The 25777-nt window shown below is 65.8% G+C and carries 19 protein-coding genes; 10 read left to right on the top strand and 9 right to left on the bottom strand.

Annotation, left to right across the window (positions count from 1 at the left end):
- Positions 1 to 65 precede the first annotated feature (65 nt).
- The 4 genes from QW881_RS19395 to xylB all read right to left on the bottom strand — a co-directional run bounded on the left by QW881_RS19395 (position 66) and on the right by xylB (position 5282).
- Positions 66 to 1013, bottom strand: a complete 948-nt coding sequence (locus tag QW881_RS19395) for an ABC transporter substrate-binding protein (protein WP_315734349.1) — start codon at positions 1011 to 1013, stop codon at positions 66 to 68.
- Positions 1014 to 1113: 100 nt separating this feature from the next.
- Positions 1114 to 2172, bottom strand: coding sequence for an ABC transporter permease subunit (locus QW881_RS19390; protein ID WP_315759612.1), 1059 nt, complete (start codon positions 2170 to 2172; stop codon positions 1114 to 1116).
- Positions 2165 to 3688, bottom strand: coding sequence for a sugar ABC transporter ATP-binding protein (locus QW881_RS19385; protein WP_315759611.1), 1524 nt, complete (start codon positions 3686 to 3688; stop codon positions 2165 to 2167). The genes QW881_RS19390 and QW881_RS19385 overlap by 8 nt, the downstream gene beginning before the upstream one ends.
- A gap of 148 nt (positions 3689 to 3836) precedes the next feature.
- Positions 3837 to 5282, bottom strand: a complete 1446-nt coding sequence (gene xylB, locus QW881_RS19380; protein ID WP_316158887.1) for a xylulokinase — start codon at positions 5280 to 5282, stop codon at positions 3837 to 3839.
- Between the two features lie 127 nt (positions 5283 to 5409).
- Here xylB and QW881_RS19375 point away from each other — a divergent pair, with 127 nt between their 5' ends.
- The 4 genes from QW881_RS19375 (at position 5410) to QW881_RS19360 (ending at position 10615) form a co-directional block, all read left to right on the top strand.
- Entirely contained in the window at positions 5410 to 6243 is an 834-nt protein-coding gene (locus QW881_RS19375; protein ID WP_315759609.1) for an SDR family oxidoreductase, read from the top strand.
- Positions 6244 to 6415: 172 nt separating this feature from the next.
- Complete coding sequence (locus tag QW881_RS19370; RefSeq protein ID WP_315759608.1) at positions 6416 to 7540, top strand: GGDEF domain-containing protein; 1125 nt, start codon at positions 6416 to 6418, stop codon at positions 7538 to 7540.
- A 104-nt stretch (positions 7541 to 7644) separates the two neighbouring features.
- Positions 7645 to 8979, top strand: a complete 1335-nt coding sequence (locus tag QW881_RS19365) for an acyclic terpene utilization AtuA family protein (RefSeq protein WP_316158886.1) — start codon at positions 7645 to 7647, stop codon at positions 8977 to 8979.
- Between the two features lie 85 nt (positions 8980 to 9064).
- Positions 9065 to 10615: a GMC family oxidoreductase gene (locus QW881_RS19360; protein ID WP_316158885.1), complete on the top strand. Its 1551-nt coding sequence runs from the start codon at positions 9065 to 9067 to the stop codon at positions 10613 to 10615.
- 3 nt (positions 10616 to 10618) lie between these two features.
- Here QW881_RS19360 and ggt read toward each other — a convergent pair whose 3' ends face one another.
- Complete coding sequence (gene ggt / locus QW881_RS19355; protein ID WP_316158883.1) at positions 10619 to 12292, bottom strand: gamma-glutamyltransferase; 1674 nt, start codon at positions 12290 to 12292, stop codon at positions 10619 to 10621.
- A 215-nt stretch (positions 12293 to 12507) separates the two neighbouring features.
- On the opposite strand from ggt, the gene QW881_RS19350 reads away from it, so the two are divergent.
- Both QW881_RS19350 and QW881_RS19345 read left to right on the top strand, forming a co-directional pair.
- A complete protein-coding gene (locus QW881_RS19350) occupies positions 12508 to 14001 on the top strand; it encodes an amidohydrolase family protein (protein ID WP_315775389.1) in 1494 nt (497 codons plus the stop codon).
- Positions 13998 to 14927: a GTP-binding protein gene (locus QW881_RS19345; protein ID WP_316158880.1), complete on the top strand. Its 930-nt coding sequence runs from the start codon at positions 13998 to 14000 to the stop codon at positions 14925 to 14927. Before QW881_RS19350 ends, QW881_RS19345 begins: the two co-directional genes overlap by 4 nt.
- 16 nt (positions 14928 to 14943) lie before the next feature.
- On the opposite strand, the gene QW881_RS19340 is transcribed toward QW881_RS19345, so the two are convergent.
- Entirely contained in the window at positions 14944 to 16080 is a 1137-nt protein-coding gene (locus tag QW881_RS19340; protein WP_316158878.1) for a GGDEF domain-containing protein, read from the bottom strand.
- 101 nt (positions 16081 to 16181) lie between these two features.
- Entirely contained in the window at positions 16182 to 17258 is a 1077-nt protein-coding gene (locus QW881_RS19335) for a J domain-containing protein (RefSeq protein ID WP_316158877.1), read from the bottom strand.
- A 482-nt stretch (positions 17259 to 17740) separates the two neighbouring features.
- Here QW881_RS19335 and QW881_RS19330 point away from each other — a divergent pair, with 482 nt between their 5' ends.
- The 4 genes from QW881_RS19330 to QW881_RS19315 all read left to right on the top strand — a co-directional run bounded on the left by QW881_RS19330 (position 17741) and on the right by QW881_RS19315 (position 23968).
- Entirely contained in the window at positions 17741 to 18616 is an 876-nt protein-coding gene (locus QW881_RS19330) for a dihydrodipicolinate synthase family protein (RefSeq protein ID WP_316158876.1), read from the top strand.
- 196 nt (positions 18617 to 18812) lie between these two features.
- Positions 18813 to 21152: a xanthine dehydrogenase family protein molybdopterin-binding subunit gene (locus QW881_RS19325; protein WP_316158875.1), complete on the top strand. Its 2340-nt coding sequence runs from the start codon at positions 18813 to 18815 to the stop codon at positions 21150 to 21152.
- A 413-nt stretch (positions 21153 to 21565) separates the two neighbouring features.
- The gene (locus QW881_RS19320) at positions 21566 to 22606 is read left to right on the top strand and encodes a linear amide C-N hydrolase (protein WP_316158874.1); all 1041 of its coding nucleotides are present in this window, start codon (positions 21566 to 21568) and stop codon (positions 22604 to 22606) included.
- 243 nt (positions 22607 to 22849) lie between these two features.
- Positions 22850 to 23968 (top strand): amidinotransferase, encoded by a 1119-nt coding sequence (locus QW881_RS19315; protein ID WP_315796996.1) that lies wholly within the window; start codon positions 22850 to 22852, stop codon positions 23966 to 23968.
- Between the two features lie 12 nt (positions 23969 to 23980).
- On the opposite strand, the gene QW881_RS19310 is transcribed toward QW881_RS19315, so the two are convergent.
- Entirely contained in the window at positions 23981 to 24298 is a 318-nt protein-coding gene (locus QW881_RS19310; protein ID WP_315783524.1) for a multidrug efflux SMR transporter, read from the bottom strand.
- 685 nt (positions 24299 to 24983) lie between these two features.
- A complete protein-coding gene (locus QW881_RS19305) occupies positions 24984 to 25232 on the bottom strand; it encodes a hypothetical protein (protein WP_315759596.1) in 249 nt (82 codons plus the stop codon).
- Positions 25233 to 25777 lie beyond the last annotated feature (545 nt).

Genomic DNA, 25777 nt, shown 5'->3' with positions numbered 1-25777 from the left:
AGAAGAACGCCGCCCGTGAGGGCGGCGTTGCCGGGGGTGCTTGGTAGAAGCGAAGCGGCCGATTTCTACTCCTTGCGCTCGGAGGTCCAGCCCTTGTACTCGCCGACATTGTCGCGCGTGATCAGCTTGGACGGCAGCAGTTCGACGGTCGAGGCCGGCTTCTGGCCGTTGAGGATGTTGACGCCGATCTGCACGGCCCGGCGCGCCATGAAGAACGGGTCCTGCGAGGCCGAGGCCTGGATCTGCTGCGAGGCCGGATCCTTCAGCGCGGCTTCGATGTCCGGGGCGCCGTCGACCGCGGTGATGATGATGCCGGTGCGCTGCTGCTGACGCGCGGCGAGATCAGTGCCGATTGCCTGGGGATCATTGATGGCGAAGATGGCGTCGATCTTCGGGAAGCGGGTGAGATAGCCCTGCGTCACCGTGAGGCCGCCCTCGCGTGAGCCCTTGCCGTCCTGGTCGCTGGAGAGAACCTTGATGCCGGGAGCCTTGGCGAACACGCTCTTGCAGCCGTTGACGCGGTCGATCACCGCCGACACCTGCGGCCCGTTCTCGATGATGACGTCGCCCTTGCCGCCGAGCTTGTCGACGATGTACTGGCACGAGATCTCGCCGGCCTGCACGTTGTTGGTCGTCACGGTGGCGTCGGCGCCCTCGGCCGCCGTGTCGACCGCGACGACGAGGATGCCGGCCGCCTGCGCCTTCTTGATCGCGGGGCCGATCGCCTTGGGATCTCCGGGGTTGAGCAGGATCATGTCGACGCCGGCGGCGATGAAATTGTCGATCTGGGTGACCTGCTTGCCGAGATCATATTCGAAGCCGACCGCGGTGATCTTGACGTTGGGATTGGTCTTCTTGGCCTCGAACTCGGCGCCCTTCGACAACGCGACGAAGAACGGGTTGCCGAGCGAGCCCAGCGACACGCCGATCGATTTCAGCTCCTTGGCCGATGACGGCGCGGAGCTCATCACGAGCGCCAGCGCGGCACCGGCTGATAACATCGACTTGACCATGTGTTTCCTCCCTGGTCCTTCCTGTTCGTCTACGCACGGCGGACCAGTGGCCGTGGAAGAATCCGTTGCGGCGGGCTCTGGTGATGCCCGCCATATTGTCTCAGGTGCGGGCCGAGCCCTGCAGCCGGTAGCGGTCGAGCGCGACGGCGCCGATGATCACGAGGCCCTTGATGACGTATTGCCAGATGTCGGACACGCCGACCAGGATGAGCCCGTTCGACAACACGGCGATGATGAGGGCGCCGACCAAGGTGCCCCAGATCGAACCGATGCCGCCGACGAAGGACGTGCCGCCGAGAATGACCGCGGTGATGGCGTCGAGCTCATAGGACTGGCCGAGTTGCAGGCCGTTCGCCGCATAGAGCCGCGCCGCCTGCATGCCGCCGCCGAGGCCCGCGAGCAGGCCGGACATGCCGTAGACGAAGATCAGGACGGCCCAGACCTTGATGCCGGCGAGCCGCGCCGCGCTTTCATTGCCGCCGACGGCATAGATGTGCACGCCGAGCACGGTCCGGCGCAGGATCAGCCAGGAGCCAAGGATCACCAGCAGCGCGATCACCGACAGCCAGGGGATCGATACGACGCCGGGGATGATCGTCAGCGAGGCGTTGCCGATGAAGGCGTAGGGAATCGATGGGTTGAACACGGTGGTGTCGCCACCCATCAGGCGGGCGAGACCGCGCACCGCCGTGAGCGAGCCGAGTGTCACGATGAAGGGCGGCAGCCGCAACAGCGCGATCAACGCGCCATTGATGACGCCGAAGGCGAGGCCCGTCAGCACCGCGGCCGGCAGCCACAGCGCGCCGAGATCGGGCATCTTCGACAGTGTCAGGCCGGCCATTGCAGCCGCGGCGAGGATCGAGCCGACCGACAAATCGATGCCGCCGGTCAGGATGACGAAGGTCATGCCGGCGGCGAGCACGGTATTCACCGCGGCCTGCTGCAGCACGATTCCGAGATTCTGTCCGGTGAAGAAGCGTCCTTCGGACAGCATATGGAAGCCGACGCAGAGGATGAGCAGTACCGGCAGCATGCCGGCGGCGCGGATCATCACCCGCAGCCGCTGCTGCTTGTTGTTCGATGCCGCGAGGCTCGGTGCCGGCGCGGCCTTCATCTGCGCTGGCGCGGGCTTGGCTTGAGCTTGGCTGTTGTCAGGCATCGACGTGCTCCGTCCCGGTGGCCAGCGCCATGATGTCTTCCTGGGTGATGGGTGATGTCGTGCTCTGCTGCAGGTCGCCGACCAGATGTCCCTCGCGCATCACCAGCACGCGGTCGCAGATGCCGAGAATCTCCGGCAGGTCGGACGAGATCACCAGGATTGCGGTGCCGGACTTGGCGAGATTGTCGATGATCGAGTAGATCTCGGACTTGGCGCCGACATCGACGCCGCGGGTCGGCTCGTCGAGGATCAGGACCTTCGGCGCGGTCGCGAGCAGGCGTGACAGCAGCACCTTCTGCTGGTTGCCGCCCGACAGGCCGCCGACGGTGACGCCCGGATTGGGGGCGCGAATGCCCAGCGCGCTGAACGCCTCGTCGGCGCGTGCGCGCGCCTTGTCGCGGTCGAGAAGGCCGCCGAGCTTCGCGTCCCGCCCGATCACGGCAAGGTTGATGTTGTCGGCGCAGGACATGTCGAGGAACAGCCCGAGCGCCTTCCTGTCCTCGGTCAGATAGGCGATGCCCGCATCGAGCGCATCGCGCGGCGTGTCGATGCTGACCTCCTCGCCGTCGAGCTCGAGGTGTCCCGTCGTCTTCGGCGCAGCCCCGATGATGAGATGCGCGAGCTCGGTGCGCCCGGCGCCGATCAGCCCGGCGAGGCCGACGACCTCGCCGGCGTGAACGGTCAGCGAGCAGTTCTTGACGCGATGGCCGTCGCCGAGATCGACGGCGCTGAGCACCGCGCGATCACGCTTGGCGTGCGGGTCGTGGTCTTTCTTGTAGAATGATGACACGTCGCGGCCGACCATCATGCGGACGATGCTGTCGGCGCGGATCTCCGGCTTGTCCAGCGACCCGACCAGCCGGCCATCGCGCAGCACGGTGACGCGGTCGCCGAGCGCATAGACCTCGTCCATGCGATGCGAGATGTAGATGATGGCGAGCCCTTCGGCGCGGAGCTGGCGGATCAGCGCGAACAGCTTCTCGCTTTCGCCGGCTGACAGCGAGGTGGTCGGCTCGTCCATGATCAGGATCTTGGATCGTGCATGCAGCGCGCGGGCGATCTCGACCAGCTGGCGCTGGCCCATCGACAACTCGGCCACCAGGGAGGAGGCTGTGAAATCGGCGCCGAGCCGGTCCAGGATGGGCCCGGCGCCCTCGCGCATGGTGCTGCGCGCGAGCAGGCCGCTCTGCGACAGCTCGCGCCCGAGATAGATGTTTTCGGCGACCGTCAGGTTCGGCGCCAGCGACAACTCCTGGTAGATGATCGAAATGCCGGCGTTGCGGCCGCCCATCGGCCCTTCGATGCGCACCGGCCGGCCCTCGATGCGGATCTCACCGCCGGGATCCGGGCGATAGGCGCCGGAGAGAATCTTCATCAGCGTGGATTTGCCGGCACCGTTTTCGCCCATCAGCGCATGGACTTCGCCGGCGTAGACGGTGAGGTCGACCTTGTGCAGGGCCTTGATGGTGAAGAATGACTTCGACACCCCGCGCATCTCGAGGATCGGACCGCTCATCGTGCCTCCCAATGCACGTCGTCTTGTCGTCCGCGGCTCGTTGATCGCTGGCGCGGGAAGCCATTAAACTAGAGGCTGTTGCCGAATACAATATGAAAGAGACGCCGCTGCAACACGTCGTCGCGACGGTGGCCTTTCGGAGATGCGTTCAGCTCGGCCGACGATAGAGCTGTCGCCAGCGCGGCCGCCGCTCGGCATAGGCTGCCGACAGCGGGATGTCCGGAGCGAAGGTCCACACGCGCGCCGGCGGCGTGCAGACGGCACCGATGTCCTCGCCGGTGACGGCAAGACGTGCCAGCCGTGCCGCACCGAAGGCGGCGCCCGTCTCGCCCTCGGCCAGCCGATGAATGGGGATGTCGAGGACATTCGCCAGGATCGCGAGCCAAAGGTCGGAGCGCGATCCGCCGCCGATCGCACCCGCCTCGGCAATCACAAGGCCGGTTTCCGTCAACGCGTCGCGGCAGTCGGCCAGGGCGAAGGCAACGCCCTCGAGCACCGCCTGAACGATGGCGTTGCGGTCGGTGGCATGGCTCAGGCCGTCGAGCAGGCCGCGGACATGGGGATCGTCATGCGGCGTCCGCTCGCCCGCAAGATAGGGCAGGAAGCTGACCGGCGATGGCATGGTGGGCCGCTTGCCCAGCGGCGCAAGCAGCTCGGTCTCGCTCGCGCCGAGCAGCCGCGCGACCCAGGCGAGGCATGAGGCCGCCGATAGCATCGCGCCGGCCTGCAGCCACATCGCTGGGATCGCATGACAGAAGGTGTGAACGACCCGCTCGGGATTGGCCGTGACGGTGTCGACCGGCGTGATCACGGCGCCGGACGTGCCGAGCGTGATGAACGTGGCGCCCGGCCGGACAGCACCGATGCCGACGGCGCCGGCCGGGTTGTCGCCGGCGCCGCCCGCGATGGTTGGGCGCTTCGTCATGCCCCAGCGTTCCGCGAGGTCGCTGCGCAACCGACCTGCCGGTGCGCAGCCTTCGACGAGGCGCGGCATCTGCGCGCGCGTGAGGCGCGTGGCGGCAAGGCCCTCGTCCGACCAGTCGCGCCTAGTGACATCGAGCCAGAGCGAGCCGGACGCATCGGACATGTCCTCGATCGCCTCGCCCGACAGCACCAGCCGGACATAGGCCTTCGGCTGCAGAACCAGCCGCGTGGCCGCGAAAATCTCCGGCTCGTGCGCCTCGATCCACATGAGCTTCGGCGCGGCGAAGCCGGGCATCGCCTTGTTGCCGGTGATCTTGCGCAAAGCGGGCCAGCGCTGCTCCAGCGCGACGCATTCGCGCTCCGACCGGCCATCGTTCCAGAGAATGCACGGCCGCAACGGATTCATGGCGGTATCGAGCAGCACCGGGCCATGCATCTGGCCCGACAGGCCGATGGCTTCCACCGCCGCCACCGAGCCGGGATGATCGACCTTGAGCGCATCGAGCGTGGCGAACACCGCGGCGATCCATGTGGCGGGGTCCTGCTCGGCCCAGCCCGGTCGCGGCACGTCCATCGTCAAGGCGTGGCTGCGGCTCGTAACGACGCGCTGCGCAGCATCGACGATGATCGTCTTGACCGCGGATGTTCCAAGATCGATGCCGAGATACATGACGCCTCACGCCTGCGTGCGCATGACGGATACGGAGTGGAGCGATACCAGACTCCTGATAGCCTTGTCATCCGAACGCGAGTCATCGCAGCGCGCCGAGGCGAGATCATTTTCAAGGAGTCGAGACATGGAGCCATCTGACCAACCAGCCGAACGGGCGTCGCGTCTCGTCGGACACTACGCGCTGGTGACGGGCGCAACGCAAGGCATCGGCCGCGCGATCGCGGTGCGGTTCGCCGAGGAGGGCGCGCATGTCGCGATCAATTTCGGCGGTCCGTCGCCGTCCGGCGACGAAACCCTGGCGCTGGTGCAGGCGGCCTCCGCCGCGCGCGGTCACGGCTCGCGCGATCATGTCGCCGTGAAGGCCGACATCGGCGTCGAAGCCGAGATCGCCGAGATGTTCGAGACGGTGCTCAAGCGCTGGCCCAGGCTCGACTGCCTGGTCAACAATGCCGGCTTCCAGCGGGAATCGCCCAGCGAGGCGCTCGACGTCGACACGTATCGCAAGATTCTCGAGGTCAACCTCAACGGCGCCGTGCTCTGCGCGCGTCACGCGCTGGCGCATTTCGTCGCGCGCGGCGGCGGCAACATCATCAACACCTCGAGCGTGCACCAGATCATTCCGAAGCCGGGCTATCTCGCTTACTCGATCAGCAAGAGCGCGATGGCGGGCCTCACGCGGACCTTGGCGCTCGAATTCGCCGGGCGCGGCATCCGCGTCAATTCGGTCGGGCCCGGTGCGGTCGACACGCCGATCAACGCGGCCTGGACCGGGGACCCGGTGAAGCGCGCCGCGGTCGAGTCTCATATTCCGATGGGGCGGGTGGCGAGCCCGGAAGAGATCGCCGGCGTGTTCGCCTTTCTCGCATCGGCCGAGGCGAGCTACATCACCGGGCAGACGATCTATGCGTGCGGCGGCATTACGCTGTTCGGCGAATTCCGCGACAACTGGGCGAGCTGATCCGGCGCCAGCATCGGTCTTGCGCGCCGTCCGCTTGCCATCATTCGCATTGTCATCGTCGCGGTGAGGATCTCTTAAGCATCCGCCGCGCATGGCAGCCCTTCGCGGGTGCAGCGAGATTTCGTTAAGGCGTGGGTACGAGAGTGCGCGCGCCTGGCGAACTGGAATTGCGATGCATCGATTGGACCCGGACATTCGTCGCGATCTCGCGCATCTGCTGTACAGCTCGATGCCGCTGGTCGGGACGATCTCGGCCGCCGCCGTCGTGATCGGCAGCGTGATGGCCTGGGTTGCGCGCGATCCGGGCTACGCCGCGATCACGGTGGTGCTGCTGGTGATCGGCGCCCTTCGTGTGATCAAGCTGCGGATGTTCGCCGCGCGCTTCGATCGGCTCGATCACGATGCGATCATTCGCTGGGAACGCCTCTACGGCCTCGGCGCCGCCGCCTTCGGTCTGGCCGTCGGTGCGTTGTCGGCCCGCGCGTTTCAGATCGGCGACGGGCCCGGCATCTGGATGTGCTTCGGCCTGTCGATGGCCTTCTGCGTCGGCATCGTGTCGCGTGTCAGCCCATGGATCGTCATGACCTCCTCGGCGGTGCTGCTGATTCCGACCGTGGTGGCCTGCCTGATGCAGCCCGAGCCGGTGTACCGGATGGGCGCCGGCATGGTGGTGCTGTTCTGGATCACGCTGCGCGGCACGTCCTATCGACTCACGGCCGCCTTCACCGAGCGGATCACGGCGCAGCAGGCCTTGGCGCGGCAGGCGCTGCGCGATTTCCTCACCGGCCTGCCGAATCGTGCCGCGTTCATCGCCGCACTCGGCTGTTGCGATCGCCCCGTCGCCATCATCGCGGTCGATCTCGATGGCTTCAAGCTCGTCAATGACCGGTTCGGCCATCAGGCCGGTGACGAGCTGCTGTGCCAGGTCGGCGCACGTCTGCAGGATTGCCTCGGCGAAGCCGGCTTGGCGGCGCGGTTCGGCGGTGACGAATTCATGCTGCTGCTGCCTGCGGTGGGACGTGACGCCGCGCTCGTGCTGGCGCAAGCCGCGGTGACGGCGCTGTCGCAACCCTTCACGCTGGCTGGAACGCGCGTTCAGATCGGCGCCAGCGCCGGCATCCTGGTCACCGAGGATCGGCAGGCGGACACCGAGGCGCTGCTCGAGCAGGCCGATCGCGCGCTCTATGCGGCCAAGCGCGCCGGCGGCCAGCGATGGTGCTGGGCTGACGAGCACATCGCCGTTGCCGTCACATGCACGGCGAGCAGCGAGGCGCCGACGCTGGCGCTCGCGGACTAGCAGCATGCCTGACCGTTCCACGCGGACGCTGGCAAGCTCGGACCGCGGCCGCTAGTGTGGTCGGCAGAAGCCGACGAACGGCATGATGTCAGGAGGAGCGGCCGATGCGGAGCATCAGGATCGGCGCCGGAGCGGGCTATTCCGGTGACCGGATCGAGCCGGCCGTGGAGCTCGCGGCGAAGGGCGACCTGGACTATCTCGTGTTCGAGTGCCTGGCGGAGCGCACGATCGCGCTGGCGCAGCAGGTGCGCATGAAGGATCCGGCTGCCGGCTATGATCCGCTGCTGGCGGCGCGCATGCAGGCCGTGCTGCCGATCTGCCGCGCCAACAACGTGCGTATCGTCACCAATATGGGCGCGGCAAATCCAATCGCCGCGGCCGAAGCCACCCGCGCCATGGCGCGCCAGCTCGGACTGACGGGGCTGAAGATCGCGGCCGTGACCGGTGACGACGTCCTGGACCAGTTGAAGACGACGGATGTCGTGCTCGACACCGGCGACACCATCCTATCGCTCGGCAATCGGATCGTCTCCGCCAACGCCTATGTCGGCGCGGGTGTGATCGCGGAGGCGCTCGCGGCCGGGGCCGACGTCGTGATCACCGGGCGCGCCGCCGACCCGGCGCTGTTCCTCGGACCTCTGATTCGTGAGTTCGGCTGGGCCTTGGATGATTGGGACCGGCTCGGGCAGGGCACCGTCGTCGGTCATCTGCTCGAATGTGCCGGCCAGATCACCGGCGGCTATTTTGCTGATCCCGGAGCGAAGGATGTTCCCGATCTCGCCCGGCTCGGCTTTCCGATCGGCGAGGTGCGCGAGGATGGCGAACTGATCGTGACCAAGGTCGCGGGCTCCGGCGGCTGCGTCACGCCGGCGACCGTGAAGGAGCAACTGCTCTATGAGATCCACGATCCCGAGCAATATTTCCAACCCGACGTCGTGGCGGATTTCTCGCAGGTGACCGTCGAGGAGCTTGGTCCGGACCGGGTCAGGGTGGTCGGCGGCCGCGGCCGGCCGAAGACGGGACTGTTGAAGACCTCGGTGGGCTATCTCGATAGCTATGTCGGCGAGGGGCAGATCTCCTATGCCGGCCCTGGCGCAGTCGCGCGTGGCCGCCTCGCGCTCGATGTCGTCCGGGAGCGCCTCGCGCTCATCGGCGTGGCGACGAGCGAGCTGCGCTGCGACCTGATCGGGTTGAATGCGCTGCATGGCGACGATCGCGCACAGGGCGCCGAGCCCTACGAGGTGCGCGTTCGTGTCGCCGGGCGGACCGAGACGATGGCGGAGGCGGTCCGCATCGGCAACGAGGTCGAGACGCTCTACACCAATGGCCCGGCAGGTGGCGGCGGCGCCTGGAAATCGGCGCGCGAGGTGATCGCCGTCGCCTCCTGTCTCGTTGCCGAGGATGCGCCGCAGCTCTGCGTCGGCATGCTGACGGCCTGAGTTTTCGAGGGCTTCACGGATCGCTCTCGGCAGCGCAAGCTGGCCGTCATGGTTGCGGTGCCTGAGAACAGCGAGAATTCAGTCCATGTATGACGTCATTGTGGTCGGAGGCGGCTCCGCGGGAGCGGTCGTCGCTGCGCGCCTGTCGGAAGACCCCCGGACACGGGTCCTGCTGCTCGAAGCCGGCGCAGACTGGCGCGCGGACGACGCGCCGTGGGAGATCGTGACGCCCAACCCGATTCCGATCATCCATGATCGCGCCTACCAGGAGAAATGGCAGTGGCCGCAGTTGATGTCCCGCCGCGTCGCCGGGCAGGACATGCGCTTCTACTGGCGCGGAAAGGGGCTGGGCGGCAGCTCGATGATGAACGGCCAGATCGCGATCCGCGGCGTGGCCGATGCGTTCGATGAATGGGCGGCCAATGGCTGCACGGGATGGTCGGCCAAGGACATCATGCCGCTGTTCGCGGTGATCGAGGACGATCTCGCATTCGGTGATCGCGAGGGGCACGGTCGCGGCGGCCCGCTTCCAGTCACTCGCGCACCGCCTGACAAATGGGGCCCGATCGATCGTGGCTTGCGCGATGCCGCGCTGGCGAGCGGCTATCGCTGGTGCGACGATCTCAACGGGCCCGATGGCGAGGGCGTCGCCTGCTATCCGATCAACAGTCGCAACGGCCGCCGTATCTCCACCAATGAGGGCTATCTCGAGCCGGCCCGCGGCCGTTCGAACCTGGAGATCCGGGGGCGGGCGCTGGTCGAGCGGCTGCTGATCAGCGACGACAGGGTCACCGGCGTGCGCGTCCATGTCGAGGGCGAAGGCGTCAAGGAGATCGCGGCGCGCGAGGTCGTGCTGTGCGCCGGCGCCATCCATAGCCCCGCGATCCTGCTGCGCTCTGGGATCGGCCCCGCGGCGGATCTGCAGGCCATGGGGCTTACCGTCGTGCGCGATCTTCCCGTCGGCCGGCACTTCTTCGATCACCCGCTGTTCCGCACCACGATTCAGTTGCGCGAGGCGCTGCGTCCGACCGACCGCGACACGCGCCACACCAATTGCTGCGTCACCTACTCATCGGGCCTCGCCGACGGCGGCAAGCGCGACATGATCCTGATCGCGTTCAACCATCGTGGCATCGGCGTGCCCGGCGCGATCGGCGCCGGACTGTTCAACGCCTTCTCGCGCGGTACGCTCAAGCTCGCCTCGACCGATCCGAGCGTGGATCCGATCGTCGAGGAGAACATGCTGGCCGATCCGCGCGACATCGCGCGGATGCGCGACGCGGTGAAGCGGCTGGCGCCGATCACGGTGCAGCCGGCGCTGCGCGACATCGCCGACTGGATTCGCCTCGGCGATACGGAGTTCACGCTGCCGCAGGCAGCTGCGCTGCCTGATGTCGAGCTCGATGCGCTGCTGCGGCAGGTCACCGGCGACATCCAGCATGCGGCGGGGAGCTGCCGCATGAGCGGCGTCAACGATGACGATGGCGTGGTCAATCCGGATGGTACCGTGAAGGGCATTGCCGGGCTGCGGGTCGCCGACGCCTCGATCATGCCGTCCGATTGCCGCGCCAACACGCATTTCACCACCGTCGTGATCGGCGAGGCGATCGCGCGGATGATGCGAGAGCGCCTGTAGAGCTCACGCGATGGCGAAGCGAAGCCGGGCGCGGGCGCGCCCGCCGGAGATCGCGATCGGGGTGCCGTCGGCGCGCCAGCACGCGGCTCCCGTCAGCGTGCCGTCGTCGCCGAACGCAATCGCATTCATGCCGCCGGCCACAACCGGCTCGCGCCTGATCTCGTGGCCGCGTGCGGCAAGCTCCGCCGCGACGGCTTCGGAAAACGCCGGCTCCAGCTCGAGCACGCCGCCCTGGGTCCACAGCCGCGGCGCCTCGACCGCCTCCTGCAGCGACATGCCGTGGTCGATCAGGTTGACCAGCGCCTGGAAGGCGGATGGGAAGATGCGCAAGCCGCCGGGCAGGCCGAGCGCATAGCGCAAGCGGCCGTCGCGCAGCGCCATCATCGGCGCCATCGAGGTGAAGACACGCTTGCCCGGCGCGATCGACAGCGCGCGACCCGGGTGCGGATCGAAATTGTACATGTAGTTGTTGGCGGTCATGCCGGTGCCCGGGATCTGCACGCAGGCGCCGAACAGGCCGTTGATGGTCTGGGTCGCGGCGACGACGTTGCCCTCAGCATCGGCGACGGTGACATGGGTGGTGTTGGCGGACTCCGTCGGCGCAAGTCCCGGGCGGAAACTCTGCGCCCGGCGCATGTCGATCTGCGCCCGCCGCTCGGCGGCATACGCCTTCGAGGTCAGGCGCTCGACCGGCACGTCGACGAAGGCCGGATCGGCGGTGGCGACGGCGCGATCGGCAAACGCGATCTTCAGCGCCTCGGCGAGCAGGTGCGCAGCGTCCGCCGAGCCGAAGCCGAGCCCGGCGACGTCGAAGCCTTCGAGGATGTTCAGCATCTGCACGATGTGCACGCCGCTGGAAGACGGCGGCGGCGGGCCGATGATCTCATGGCCACGATAGAGGCCGCGGATCGGCGCGCGCTCGATCACGCGGTACGCGGCGAGATCCGCGGCATCGATCAAGCCGCCGTTCTCCGCCATGTAGCTGGCCAGCGCGGCACCGAGCGCTCCGCCGTAGAGCGCGGCAGGTCCTTCCTCGGCGATCAGCCGCAGCGAGGCGGCGTAGTCGCTCTGGATCACGCGCGTGCCGGCCTTCACCGGCGCGCCGCCGGGCAGGAACAGCGCTGCGAGATGCGGATCGCGCGCGAGGTCGTCCGCGACCAGCCGCACGCAGTCGTTGAGATAGGGGCTGGCGATGAAACCATGCTCGGCGAGCCGGATTGCCGGAGCCATCACCTCGGCCAGCGGCAGCCGGCCGAAGCGCGACAGCGCCTCGCACCATCCCTTCAGCGCGCCGGGCACGGCGACCGCCAGCGCGCCGATGACATTGTGGCGGCCGCGGGTCTCGCGCGCCAGCGCGATCTCGTCGGAGACCGGATCATACATGCCGGGGTCAGCGCGCGACGGCGCGGTGCTCAGGCCGTCGAGCACGACGTGGCGGCCGTCGGCGAGGCGGATGTGCGACAGGCCGCCACCGAGAATTCCGACCATCATCGGCTCGACCACGGTGAGCGCAAACAGGGAAGCGACCGCGGCATCGATCGCATTGCCGTCGCGTATCAGCATCTCGGCGCCGGCGCTGGAGGCGAGCGGATGGTTGGTGACGACCATCCCGCGCGAGCCCGTCGCCGGCTGCTTCTCGCAGGTGAAGTCGGCGATGCGCCGTGTGGGCGAAGCCATTCGGGTCTCCTCTGTCGAACGGCGGATGCCGAGAGGTCGTTTTTCGCAATCCTGACCGATCCCTTGCGCAAGGGGAAGAGCGGCGCCCCAGTTCGACGAACTGATAAGTGCGTCACGCATGGCTCGGAGAGCATCGATCTCTCCCGCCGCGTTCTCATCGCCGCGCATCTGTGTTAGGCCTGCGCGCAGTTCCACTTTGCGAGCCCAGCTGATTCATGCCTCACTACGATCTGATCATTCGCGGCGGCCGCGTGCTCGACCCCGAAACGCAACTCGACGTCACCGCCGACGTCGCGATCAAGGATGGCGCGATCGCCGCCGTGGGCGACGTCACCGGAGCGGCGGATCAGGTCATCGATGCGGCCGGCCTTGCCGTCGTGCCCGGCTTCATCGATCTGCACGCGCACGGCCAGTCGCTGCCGGCGGACCGCATGCAGGCGTTCGACGGCGTCACCACGACGCTCGAGCTCGAGATCGGCGTCATGCCGGTGGCACGATGGTATGACGAGCAGGCGGCGATCGGCCGCCTTCTCAACTATGGCGCCGCTTCCGGCTGGGTGTTCGCGCGCATTGCGACGATGACGACGCAGCAGACCGCATCCAGCATCGCCGGCATGGGCGAGGCGATGCGCGACAAGCGCTGGGTCGAGGAGGTCGCGACTGCGGCCGAGACCGCGGAGATCGTCGAGCGCACCCGGCAGGGGCTGGAGCAGGGCGGCCTTGGCATCGCCTTCCCGAATGCGTATGCGCCCGGCACCGGCATGAAGGAGCTGTCGGAGCTGTGCAGCCTGGCTGCCAAGCAGAACGTGCCGACCTATACGCACATTGCCTACATGTCGAATGTCGATCCGCGCAGCTCGGTCGACGCCTATACGCGGCTGATCGGGCTTGCCGGCTCGACCGGTGCCCACATGCACATCTGCCATTTCAACAGCACCAGCCTGCAGGATGTCGAGCGCTGCGCCGAGCTGGTGCAGACCGCGCAAGCGCAGGGGCTGAAGGTCACGACGGAAGCCTATCCCTACGGCACCGGCTCGACCGTCGTCGGTGCCGGCTTCTTCGCCGACCCTGCCTTCTGCCAGCGCATGGGCACCGGCTATGACGCGATCGAGATGGTCGCCGAGCGCCATCGTCTCGGCAGCCGCGACGAATTGCTCGCGCGGCAGCAGGAAGATCCCGGCGCATTGGTGCTGATCCATTTCCTCGATGTCGCCGTCAACCAGCGCCACCGCGACCTGCTCGACGTCTCCGTGCTGTTTCCAGGGGGCGCCATCGCGTCGGACGCGATGCCGTGGATCCTGTCCAACGGCACGGACTACACCGGCGACGCCTGGCCGTTGCCGGACGACGCAGTGTCGCATCCGCGCTCGTCGGCGACGTTTACAAAATTCCTGCGCGAATGGGTGCTGGACCGCAAGGCGGTGCCGCTGATGGAGGGCCTCGCCAAGTGCACGCTGATCCCGGCCCGGATTCTGGAACCATCGACGCCCGCGATGCGAAAGAAGGGACGGCTGCAGGCCGGCTGCGACGCCGACATCGCGGTGCTCGATCTCGCCAGCCTGCGCGACCGCGCCGACTTCCTCAACATGAACCGGCCGTCCGAGGGCGTGCGGCATCTGCTCGTCCATGGCCGCGCCGTCATCGCAAATGGTGATCTAGTTCGCGATGTCAGGCCGGGACAGGCGGTGCGCCGTCCGATCCTGTCATGATCGTCCCGGTCCTGCTGGTTGCCGGATCGCTCGGCGCCGGCAAGACGACCCTGCTCAATCATCTGCTCGCCAATCCGGACGGGCGGCGCATCGCCGCCATCGTCAACGACTTCGGTACGGTCGACATCGACGCGCAACTGCTCGGCACGGTGACGGAGGAGGTGATCAGCCTGAAGAACGGCTGCATCTGCTGCTCGCTGCAGGGCGACCTGCTGCGCACGCTGTCCTCAGTCATCAAGCGCGATCCGGCCCCGGATGCGATTGCGATCGAGACCTCGGGCATTTCCGATCCGGCCGAGATCATTCGCAACCTGATGGATCCCGTGATCTTCAAGGTCGCGCCGCTCGAGACCGTGGTCACGCTGGTCGATCCGCAGCGGCTGCGCGACGATCCTGAGATCGAGTACGACGCGCTGTGGCGCTCGCAGCTGCGCGCCGCCGATTTCGTGCTGCTGACCAAGGCCGATCTGCTCGACCGCGCCGCCATCGACGAGGTCCGCGCCGTCGTCGGCCGCATCAAGCCGCAATCGGCGATCTTCGAGATCGCGCATGGAATCGTCGCGCCGGACCTGCTGTTCAGCCGCGACGCTCGCGCGCCGCGAGAGCTGCCCAAGCAGGTGCCGACGATGTCGCAACCTTTCGCAACCCTGACCTGGACCTCCCAGGCCCCGCTGTCGCTGGCCCGCTTTCAGCAGGTGATCGGAAAGCTCGCGCTGCGCACGCTGCGCATCAAGGGCATCCTGCTGTTCACCGACCATCCGGGACAGCCGATCCTGTTTCAGTCGGTGGCGACGCGCGGCACGTTGGCGCCATCGCCGGTGCCGCCCGCGGACGGCCTCACGGCCCAGCTCGTGCTGATCGGACGCGAAGGTGAGCTCGACGCCGCCGAGATCGACGCACTGCTGCGCGAGATGGTCGTCGTTTGAGATCGAAGGGCGCGGGTCAGCTCGCCTGCCGCAATGCGCCGTCGGCGGCTTCGGCCCAGGTGCAGCAGCCGCCCCCGGCGCGCTTGGCGGTGTAGAGCGCGCTGTCGACTTCGCGCAGCACCTCGTCCATGGCCTCGTCCGTGAGCGGCCGGTCGTTCACCAGCAGGCCGGCGCTGGCGCCGATCACCACGGGTATGTCGGACAGCAGGAACGGCATCGATAGCGAGCGGACCGCCTCGCGCGCGAGCCCCAGCGCCTCGTCGCGTCCGTTCGCGCCGCGCGCGACCGGCCTCAGCAGCATGAACTCGTCACCGCCGAAGCGCGCGGCGAGGCCGCCCGGGCCGACACAGCTCGACAGCCGGGTCGCGACTTGCCGCAACAGGTCGTCGCCCGCGTGGTGCCCGTGGCGGTCGTTGACAGGTTTGAAACCGTCGAGGTCGATGGCAATGATCGCGATGGTCCCGACCGCGCGTTCAAGCGCGGCCAGGAAGGCGGCGCGGTTCGGCAGGCCGGTCAGGAAATCATGGTTGGCCTGGCGGGCCAGTGCGTGCTTGGCCTCGAGCCGTTCGATGAACGCGGTGCTGAGATGACGCGATGCCTCGCGGATCGAAAACCAGAACAGCACCAGCAGAACGGCGCCGAGCTGATAGGGCAGCTCGGGGCGCATCAATCCGGCGATCAGCGTCGGGGCGAGCAGCACGGCGGTGGTCGTCAGCACGACCCACGGGCGGATCGCCGCGCGGGACACCATGCCGACGCAATAGGACATCGACAGGCCGAAGGCGATCCATGCGCCCGGAGCGTCGTTGAGCTGGAACGCGCGGAAGGTGAGAGCGCCAAGCGCAAGGCCGAAGGCGGCGGCGCCCGCGGCGTAGACCTTCTCCCAGAGGATCACGTCGCGATCGGACAGGCGCCCCGCATATTGCTTGTAGCGCAGCAGGCTGACGACGCGACCGATGGCGTTGACGATGATCGCGAACGAGATCGCGATGTAGCCGGGATCGTCGTGCAGGACCGCAAGCGTGACCGAGCCGGTGATGGCGGCCGCATTGATCGACATGACCTGCGGCAGAGAGGTGTACAGGAGATCGACGAGCTCGCGCCGGATCGCCGGGTTCGGATGGATGAATCTGGAAAGCAGCCCGTGTCCCATGGGGACACCATGCGACACCTTTCCTAACAGTTGATGGGCTTGAACGATTCGCGCGACGAAGGTTCGAAGTTACCTTAAATCTTCGTCAATCCGTCAATCGCTCAAGGCGCGCGGCTGGGATCGGTGGTCGGATAGATCGGCGTCGCCGTCGACATTCGCGAGGGCATCGGCGCCGCCGCCGCCACTTTCGGCGCCTCGGCCTTCGGCGTTTCCGCCTTGATGTCGGATTTGGGCGGCTCGAGCTTCAGCGGCCGCAGCGGCTGACGCTTCGCCATCGCGTCGAGCACGGCGCGGTTGGTCTTCTCGATGCGCTTTGCGGCCGCGACGTCGGCAAAGGCGCGGTCGAACTTGCGCATGCGATAGAACACGATGCCGCGGTCGATATAGGCCTCGTGGTAACGGGGATCGAGCTGGATCGCGGCGTCGAGATCGGCCAGCGCCGCCGCGAAATCGCCCTTCTGGAACGCGGCCATGCCGCGATCGTGACGGGCCTGGGCCTCGCTCGACGCCGTGCCGCCGGCGAGCATTGCATCTGCCGTGCATGGCGCGGTCGCGCCCGCCGCGCAGGGCGCACGCTCCTGCTCGGCCGAATAGACCACGTCCACCTTGCTGACCCGCAACGGCAGCGGCTCGGCGGGAGCTGAGGCATTGCTGCTCGACGCATTGCCGTTGCCGACCGTCGTGCCGGCAGTCGGGTCGCTGCCGGGATTCGCGGCCGCGTCGCTGGCCGTCGCCGCGTCAGTGAGGCTGTCGATCGGCCTGGCGGGAACCTGGTTCGGCTTTACCTTGTTGGTCGCAACCACGATCGGCTCGAGCGGCGCGACGGATGCCGAGGACATGTGGGTGAATAGGAGGTAGCCCGTCAGCGCCAAGGCGGACGCGCCGGCCAGCGCCATCACGCCGGACGCGACCTTGTGCACCTTGGCGACGACGGCGAGCTTGGAATCCTGCCGATGCTCGTCCTGCGCGGCGCCGAGCAGCCGGTCATAGGCCGTGCGCTGCTCCTTGTCGCCAAGAATGTCGTTGGCGCGGATGATCTGTCGAAACCGCAGCGCGGCGTCCGGATCGCCGGGATTGACGTCGGGGTGGCTCTCTTTGACCGCTTTGCGGAAGGCCACCCGGATATCGTCAGCGTCATCGTCCGGAAGAGCTCCGAGTAAATCGTAAAGCGTCTTCATCGTCGTTCTCGCTGCAGGCTTCCCTCGTCTCCGATCGAAATTCCTACGGCGAATTTACGCTGGAGCACTCGTACTAACTGTTTCCGCTTGGCATGATGGTTGGTCAATCCGGCGGAAAAATGACTGAAAATGGCGAAGTTCGTAGCCATTTTTGCCGTGTTTGAGCCATCGCGCTCGTCCTTCCTCGTCATGGTGCGCGCAATCTCAGATTGAAACGCTGCTCTCTAGCCGCCTCCGCCGCCGGACCTTCCTCTATGGTGAAGAGAAAGTTTGAAGCCGGATTTAACGGGAGCTGATTGGCAGGTCAGTTATTTGCGACAACATGCGATTGCCGCAGCAGTGTGGCGCCGCCGCTCACCCGCCCGCGCGAGCCAGGTTCCGCCAGGGCGGACGCCGTTTTTGGAAACGCTCCGTGCAGCGGAAGCCGTCCGCGATCAGGCGCCTGCTTGCGGAACCAGCGGCCCGGCCGCTATACCGGCCGCATGGCTGAACTTCATGGTGTCTTTCCCTACCTGGCCTCGCCGATCGGCGCGGATGGCGCGATCCTTACAGAGGTGCTGGGGCGTCTGTGCGACGACCTGATCCATGCCGGTGTGCACGGCCTGACGCCGCTCGGCTCCACCGGTGAGTTCGCCTATCTCGATCGTGCCCAGCGCATGGCCGTCGTGGAGACGACCATCGATGCGGCGCAGGGCCGCGTTCCCGTGATCGCAGGCGTGGCCTCGACCGCGATCGCTGACGCGGTGGCGCAGGCCAAGGCTTACCAGAAGCGCGGCGCAACCGGCATCCTGGCGGTGCTCGAAGCCTACTTCCCGGTCAACGACGCCGGCATCGAGGCGTATTTCCGGGCGATTGCCGATGCCGTCGACGTTCCCATCGTCATCTACACCAATCCCCAGTTCCAGCGCTCGGACCTGTCGCTCGATGTCATCGCGCGCCTCGCCGAGCATCCGCGCATCAACTACATCAAGGACGCGTCCACCAACACCGGCCGGCTGTTGTCGATCATCACTCGCTGCGGCGACGCCATCAAGGTGTTCGCGGCGTCCTCGCACATTCCGGCGGCGGTGATGCTGATCGGCGGCAAGGGCTGGATGGCCGGGCCGGCCTGCATCATCCCGCGCCAGAGCGTCGAACTCTACAATCTCTGCAAGGCGTCCCGCTGGGACGATGCGATGCTGTTGCAGAAGAAGCTGTGGCGCGTCAACGAGGCCTTCGCCCGTTTCAACCTCGCGGCCTGCATCAAGGCCGGCCTGTCGATCCAGGGTTACGACGTCGGCGATCCCGTGCCGCCCCAGGCCCCGCTCACGCTCGAGCAGCGCAAGGTCGTCGAAGAGGTCCTCAGCAGCCTGGGGTAATGCCAGGATCCTTACTGCTGTCATGGCCGTGCCGACCCGGCCATCCATGCCAAGCGGAAACGAAGTCGTGGATGCCCGGGCCCAGCCCGGGCATGACAGTGTGGTATGCCGCACCAGCACAATCACGGCTTGGCCAGCGGAACTGCGATCCGCTAAAACGCATGCAATTGCATTTGAACTGACCAAGGACTGACGAATGAACATTCTTCCCAACAATATGCGGTTTGGTGCGGGGCAGCCCGTCAAGCGTCTGGAGGATCAGCGGCTGCTGACCGGGAAGGGACAGTTCATCGACGACAAGGCGGAGGACGGCGCGCTCTGGCTCTACGTGCTGCGCTCGCCGCATGCCCATGCGAAGATCGTGTCGATCGACACCGCCGCCGCGCGGGAGATCGCCGGCGTGCAGGCGATCTACACCGGCGCGGACCTCGTCGCCGACGATGTCGGCACCATTCCGACATTGGCGATCTTCAAGCGTCCCGACGGCAAGCCGATGACGGTGCCGCCGCGCCGCCTGCTGGCGCACGAGATCGTCCGCTTCACCGGCGAGGCGGTCGCCGCCGTGGTCGCGACCTCGCGCACGATCGCGCAGGAAGCGGCGGAAGCGATCGTCGTGGACTACGAGGTGCTGCCGGCGGTGACCGATCCGGTGAAGGCGCTCGCGCCGGGTGCGCCCGTCGTCTGGGCGGAGGCGCCCGACAACATCGTCGCCGCGATGAGCTATGGCGATGCCGCCAAGGTGGAGGAGGCCTTCTCCAGCGCTGCGCACAAAGTGTCGCTCGACATCACGAGCCAGCGCCTGGTGCCCTCGGCGATGGAGCCGCGCTCGACCATTGCCGAGATCGAGAAGAAGACCGGTCGGCTGTTGCTCCATGTGCAGTCGCAGACGCCGGCCTCGACCCGTGACGTCCTTGCGGAAGCCGTGCTGAAGCGGCCGAAGGAAAGTGTGCGCGTGCTGGTCGGCGACATCGGCGGCGGCTTCGGCCAGAAGACCAACCTCTATCCGGAGGACGGCATCGTCGCCTATGCCGCGACCAAGCTGGCCAAGAAGATCCGCTGGCGCGCCGAGCGGACCGACGAGTTCGTCGGCGGCACGCATGGCCGCGATCTCACCTCGACGGCCGCGTTCGCGCTCGATGCCAAGGGCAGGGTGCTGGCCTATCGCGTGCGTTCGATCGGCGCCACCGGCGCCTATTCGTCGGGCGCGGCCAACATCATTCCGCTGGTGCTGGGGCCGTTCGTCCAGACCGGCGTCTATGACCTGCCGCTGGTGCATTTCGAGGTCAAAACGGTCATGACGCACACCGCGCCGGTCGGCGCCTATCGCGGCGCCGGACGTCCCGAGGCGGTGTTCATCGTCGAGCGCCTGTTCGACACGGCCGCGCGCCAGATCGGCATGGATCCGCGTGCGATCCGCAAGGCGAACTATATCAAGCCGGCGCAACTGCCCTACACCAACGCCGTCGGCCAGGTGTATGATTCCGGCGCCTTCGCCCACATGCTCGAGCGCGCCTCGAAGCTCGCCGACTGGGACGGTTTCAATGCGCGCAAGCGCGAAGCCAAGAAGCGCGGCATGCTCTATGGCCGCGGCCTGACCAGCTACATCGAATGGACCGGCGGCCGCGCCCACACCGAGAAGGTGTCGCTGCACGCGACGTCCGAGGGTCGCGTGATCCTGCATTCCGGCACCATGGCGATGGGGCAGGGCCTGCAGACCACCTACACGCAGATGATCTCCGACACGCTGGGTATCCCGCTCGACAAGATCGACGTCGTGCAGGGCGACACGGATCTCGCCACCGGCTTCGGCAGCGTCGGCTCGCGCTCGCTGTTCGTCGGCGGCACCGCGGTGGCGGTGTCGTCAAACGATCTCATTACCAAGGCGCGCGAGAAGGCGTCGAACCTCTTGGAGACCGCGGTCGAGGACATCGAATATCGCGATGGCTTCCTGACGGTCGTTGGCACCGACCGCCGCATCAGCCTGTTCGAGATCGCCGGCAAGGAGAAGCAGGCCAAGCTCTCGGTCGACAGCGAGGGCGAGGTCGATGGTCCGAGCTGGCCGAACGGCACGCATGTCTGCGAGGTCGAGATTGATCCGGAGACCGGCATCAGCCGCGTGGTGCGTTACACCACGGTCGACGACGTCGGCGTCGCCGTCAATCCGATGCTGGTGGCGGGCCAGATCCATGGCGGCGTCGCGCAGGGCATCGGCCAGGCGCTGTACGAGAACGTCGCCTATGATGCCGACGGCCAGCTCCTGACCGCGACCTATCAGGACTACTGCATCCCGCGCGCCGACGACGTGCCGCCGATCGTGGTCACCCTCGACGATTCCGCGCCGTGCCGCACCAACCCGCTGGGCGCCAAGGGCTGCGGCGAATCCGGCGCCATCGGCGGCCCGCCCTGCGTCACCAACGGCGTGATGGATGCGCTGTTCGAGTTGGGGATCACCAACCTGCAGACGCCGCTGACGCCGGAAAAGCTGTGGCAGGCGATCTCCGAGGCGAAGGCGGCAAAGGCCAAAGCGTTGGCCTGAGCGAGCGCGCGGGACGCTCCCGCGCCGGACGTGCTCCTGTTGCGTCGCTCAACGCGCCGATCTGCGCCGAGCTGTTCGGTGACGAGGGCGGCGAGGGTTACGCCCGCATCTGGTCGCGCCCCTGCATGCGCAGCGGCGACTGATCTCGCTGCGTCATAGCCCGCCATTCCGGGGCAGCCCGTCAGGGCTGAATCCGGAATCTCGAGATTTTCGGTGCAATTGCGCACCTGAGGGGACGATGCTGTCGGATCGCCCCGCCGAGCCCGGCAAGATAACGATCTCATGCGAATCGTCGCGGCGCCGCGACCGAGAGCGACGATGATTGACCCAGATCAAGGTCGCCGACTCGCACTCGCCTCTAGATTGTATCCAACACAACGAGGAGCGCGACCATGCGGCGGTGTGCGGGCGTGATGAGCGTGGCGATGGCTTTGGCAATGGTCGCGTTTGGATCATCTCTGGCGGACGCGTGTTCGCGCGTCCTCTGGGCCGATAATGGTCAGGCCGTTGTCACCGGGCGCAACATGGACTGGCCCGAAGACATGCGCACCGATCTCTGGGCCTTCCCGCGCGGCCTTGCGCGCAAAGGCGAGAGCGGCGACGACAACGAACTGAGCTGGACGTCGAAATACGGCAGCGTCGGCGGGGCGGTTTATAATCTGGCGATCGCCGACGGCATGAATGAAAAAGGTCTTGTCGCCAACCTGCTGTGGCTCTCCGAGAGCGATTACGGAAAGCGCGATCTCAAGCGCCCCGGCCTCGCGCTGTCGCTATGGGCGCAATACAACCTCGACAACTTTGCCACCGTTGCCGAGGCCGTGGCCGACATCGAAACCGGTCGCTATCAACTCATCACCGCCGGCATGCCCGGATACGCGACGGCGACCGTGCATCTGTCGCTTTCGGACGCGACGGGCGATTCGGCGATCATCGAAATCGTCGATAGCGGCAAGGTGCGCGTTCATCACGACCGCCGCTATCTGGTCATGACGAACTCGCCGCCCTTCCCCGAGCAGCTCGCCAATCTGAAAAAATACCACGTCTTTGGCGGCACCGAAGCGCTGCCGGGGACGAGCGAAGCGGCCGACCGCTTCGTCCGCGCCGCCTATTACATCCAGAACCAGACCAAGCCGTCGGACACCCGCCAGACCGTGGCCCGCATGTTGTCGGTCATGCGCAACGTGGCGCAGCCTTTCGTGCGGCCAGACCCGAAGCGGCCGGAGGCGTCGCATACGATCTGGCGGGCCGTCGCCGACTCAACCGACCGGCTCTATTTCTTCGAATCGACCCTCAGCCCGAACATCGTCTGGGTCAACTTGCCGCTCATCGACCTTTCCGTCGGCGCTCCGATCCGCAAGCTCGACCTGTCCGGGGCGGACAGCGATCTGGTCGGCGAGGTGAGCAGCCAGTTCAAGCCGGCCGCGCCGCTGGAATTCAAGAAAGGCGGCTCCTGACGGGGCGGACCCCTGAGGACCGATACAACCTCATCTTTATTTCTGCGTTGTGGCGCTCGCACGCCGCGCGACATGATTGCCGGGCGCTCGCCGTGAAGCCCCTGTCACCACACCGGGCCAGCGGCGCCGCGCCGTTTGTTAAGGACGGATTGTGGTGCATTGCAGCACTGAGGCTATGCGCCGGCGATGCTGTCGCACCAGAGTATTCCTGCCACATCAGCAACCTCCTGCTTTGGTCATGCCATGATCACGCACGAAATCGGCCCGGATGCCGACCGCAAGGTAAGGATCTCTCCGGTCAACTCGCACAATGAGTGGGATCCACTCGAGGAAGTGATTGTCGGAAGGCTCGAAGGCGCGACGATCCCATCCGCCCATCCGGTCGTCGCCTGTAACATTCCGGGAATGGCTGCACGGGCGCAAGCGCTGCTCGGGGGCTTCCGCTATCCAAGGATGTTGATTGAACCGGCTCAGCGCGAGCTCGATGGCTTTATTGCGCTGTTGCAGTCGCTTGGCGTGGTGGTCACCCGACCGGAACCGGTTGATTTCAAGAAGCGCTTCAGCACGCCCGAATGGTCTTCGCGCGGCTTCTGCAACTCCTGCCCGCGCGATAGCATGCTCGTGATCGGAGACGAAATTATTGAAACGCCCATGGCGTGGCCCAGCCGCTATTTCGAGACCCATTCCTTTCGTCCGGTCCTGAAGGACTATTTCCGTCGCGGCGCCCGCTGGACTGCCGCGCCACGGCCGCAACTCACGGACGAACTGTATAACGCCGATTTCAGACGGCCCGAAGAAGGTGAGCCGATGTCATATATTCTGACTGAATTCGAACCGGTGTTCGACGCTGCCGATTTCGTTCGCTGCGGGCGCGATCTGTTTGTAACCCTCAGCAATGTCACCAATGCATCCGGCATCGAATGGCTGCGCCGCCATCTCGGCGACGGCTATCGCATCCACGAGATCGAGAGCCGCTGTCGTAGCCCGATGCACATCGACACGACCATTTTGCCGCTGGGGCCGGGCAGGCTTCTGATCAATCCCGAATACATCGACGTCAGCCGCCTCCCGGACATACTGAAGAAATGGGACATTCTCGTCGCTCCCGAGCCTGATCCGATCACCGATCGCATGCTCAATATCACGTCGCTATGCGGAAAATGGCTCAACATGAATGTACTGATGGTGGACGAAAAGCGCATCATCGTTGATCCGCATCATGTGCGAACGATGCGTGCGATCGAGCAATGGGGTTTCGAGCCGATCCCCTGCGAATTCCTGCATTACGCCGCATTTGGCGGCGCATTCCATTGCGCGACACTCGACATCAGGCGGCGCGGGGCGCTCGAGAGCTATTTTTGAGGATTGGCACGCCTATCCGGACTCGAGGCGCAGTCCGACGATGCCAAGTACAATGAGACCAATCGAGGCGAGCCGGGTCGCGGTCGTCGGCTCGTCGAACAGATAGATTCCGAAGAGAGTGGCGACGGCGATGCTCGCGCCGGTCCACGCGGCGTAGGCCGTGCCCATCGGGATCGTCTTCATGGCGAGGCCAAGACAACCGACGCTGGCGCCCATAAAACCCACGGTGACCAGTATCGACGGCAGGCGCGAGAGACCTTCGGAATATTTGAGAGCGATCAGCCAACCCACCTCGCAAAGGCTGCCAATGAATAAGATCACCCAGGCCATGAGAGGTTCTCCCAAAAGATGGGCTTAACGATCCTCGACGGAGTTCGTGTCAGAATTCCACGGTCTCGCTATTCTGCCAACTCGTTTCGCCAAGCCCTTACACTTTGCAAGTGCACGCTGGAAGGCTACGGAAAAGCCGGCTTGTCGGATCACCCTGGGTAAGCGGTTCAAGAGCCAACAAATATGAGTCGATCATCAATTGAGAGCTGCCTGGGCACCTGATGGAGATTTCGTCTACGGCCGCCGTGGTGATCGAACAGCACGGCATGTCGGCTCATGGCCCGAAGCGTAAGTGCTGGAGCGCGCCCGACATTTCCGGAGCTGGGGGTCAGATCGGCTGTGCCACCCGCCTGCCGGCCACAGCCGCCCTTGGTCCGAAGTTGACATCCAAAATAGTAGGCTCCGATAGAATCTACCTCGCTCTTACGACGCCGCCGCAAATCCCCCAGCCTCGAAAAACACTGGTTACTCGCGGTCGGCCAATCGGGATGGTGAGCCTTCGCAGGACGGCGCAGAAGTGCGGCTCGATCCCTCTTGCGGTGGTGGCCTGACGGTGGACAAGGGTGGGGAGTCGGGCGATTGAGCGATGAGCAGACGACGTAATGTCACCCCCGGGCGTCCAGTCAGCGCGAGAGGCCGTATCGTTTGGGCATCATCACTGGAAAGCAATGAGTTGAGAAGAGAACTAGGGTTTAGTTTCCCATTTCAAACAGAACTCAATGTCGTCCCATCCGATACACGCCTTATGTTCATCCCAATTGACACAGATCTTCTTTTTTCCAAAACTTACACAGTATTTTCCCGATGCCTTTGCCAAGGATGGCTCGACATATATTGCCTTTCCATCGATCTCGGTTCGCACCAAAACGGTTTTGCCTTTTTTGTCCGTTACTGTTGTTTTGTCTTTACTGAGAAACAGATCTTCATCGGTCATGGTTCTTTCTCCTAAATTGCGCGCTGCCACTTGCGTCCCGGTTCGATGTCAAGCGGTCAACTCAATATAAAACCGACCAGCACCCGTTAGCTTGGTGTGAACTTGAATTCAGTAATTCCTACATCTAGAAGTAGAAATTATCTCAGAATACTACGTATTGATTTCGATCAAAGTCGGTCGGTCCGTCTACGACGAAAATACCGAAGCTAAAGCTGACGGGAATGCTGGCAAGCCAGGATGTCCGCCCCAACGGTCGCGACCGGGGGCGGCTGAGTCGGGCAAAACGCGCGAAGATTTGTGCCGGTCCGATCGCACGGGAGTGTCGTAGGGGACGAAAAATCATGTGCGTGGAAAATCTCATTTCGCCAGCCGTTTCAACGCGCAAGGGCAAGTGAGGCCCAAGCCTCGAATTTTTTCTCTTTCTTTTTATCAGAAATCGTGGATTAATGCACGCATCCCGCCTCAACGAGAGCAACTGTGCTGTGTAGGCCGGCGAACGGCCGGCCTCAAGGCTGGCGCGAGACGCGCCCCCGCCTTCGGCGGCT

It is taken from the genome of Bradyrhizobium sp. SZCCHNS3016, from assembly GCF_032484535.1.
In the GTDB taxonomy this organism is placed as follows: domain Bacteria; phylum Pseudomonadota; class Alphaproteobacteria; order Rhizobiales; family Xanthobacteraceae; genus Bradyrhizobium.
This window is presented reverse-complemented; position numbering and strand designations above follow the sequence as displayed.

Bases quoted from the DNA above. Each gene is read 5' to 3' on its own strand.
- QW881_RS19395 (WP_315734349.1), bottom strand. From the start codon at position 1,013: ATGGTCAAGTCGATGTTATCAGCCGGTGCCGCGCTGGCGCTCGTGATG.
- QW881_RS19390 (WP_315759612.1), bottom strand. From the start codon at position 2,172: ATGCCTGACAACAGCCAAGCTCAAGCCAAGCCCGCGCCAGCGCAGATG.
- QW881_RS19385 (WP_315759611.1), bottom strand. From the start codon at position 3,688: ATGAGCGGTCCGATCCTCGAGATGCGCGGGGTGTCGAAGTCATTCTTC.
- xylB (WP_316158887.1), bottom strand. From the start codon at position 5,282: ATGTATCTCGGCATCGATCTTGGAACATCCGCGGTCAAGACGATCATC.
- QW881_RS19375 (WP_315759609.1), top strand. From the start codon at position 5,410: ATGGAGCCATCTGACCAACCAGCCGAACGGGCGTCGCGTCTCGTCGGA.
- QW881_RS19370 (WP_315759608.1), top strand. From the start codon at position 6,416: ATGCATCGATTGGACCCGGACATTCGTCGCGATCTCGCGCATCTGCTG.
- QW881_RS19365 (WP_316158886.1), top strand. From the start codon at position 7,645: ATGCGGAGCATCAGGATCGGCGCCGGAGCGGGCTATTCCGGTGACCGG.
- QW881_RS19360 (WP_316158885.1), top strand. From the start codon at position 9,065: ATGTATGACGTCATTGTGGTCGGAGGCGGCTCCGCGGGAGCGGTCGTC.
- ggt (WP_316158883.1), bottom strand. From the start codon at position 12,292: ATGGCTTCGCCCACACGGCGCATCGCCGACTTCACCTGCGAGAAGCAG.
- QW881_RS19350 (WP_315775389.1), top strand. From the start codon at position 12,508: ATGCCTCACTACGATCTGATCATTCGCGGCGGCCGCGTGCTCGACCCC.
- QW881_RS19345 (WP_316158880.1), top strand. From the start codon at position 13,998: ATGATCGTCCCGGTCCTGCTGGTTGCCGGATCGCTCGGCGCCGGCAAG.
- QW881_RS19340 (WP_316158878.1), bottom strand. From the start codon at position 16,080: ATGGGACACGGGCTGCTTTCCAGATTCATCCATCCGAACCCGGCGATC.
- QW881_RS19335 (WP_316158877.1), bottom strand. From the start codon at position 17,258: ATGAAGACGCTTTACGATTTACTCGGAGCTCTTCCGGACGATGACGCT.
- QW881_RS19330 (WP_316158876.1), top strand. From the start codon at position 17,741: ATGGCTGAACTTCATGGTGTCTTTCCCTACCTGGCCTCGCCGATCGGC.
- QW881_RS19325 (WP_316158875.1), top strand. From the start codon at position 18,813: ATGAACATTCTTCCCAACAATATGCGGTTTGGTGCGGGGCAGCCCGTC.
- QW881_RS19320 (WP_316158874.1), top strand. From the start codon at position 21,566: ATGAGCGTGGCGATGGCTTTGGCAATGGTCGCGTTTGGATCATCTCTG.
- QW881_RS19315 (WP_315796996.1), top strand. From the start codon at position 22,850: ATGATCACGCACGAAATCGGCCCGGATGCCGACCGCAAGGTAAGGATC.
- QW881_RS19310 (WP_315783524.1), bottom strand. From the start codon at position 24,298: ATGGCCTGGGTGATCTTATTCATTGGCAGCCTTTGCGAGGTGGGTTGG.
- QW881_RS19305 (WP_315759596.1), bottom strand. From the start codon at position 25,232: ATGACCGATGAAGATCTGTTTCTCAGTAAAGACAAAACAACAGTAACG.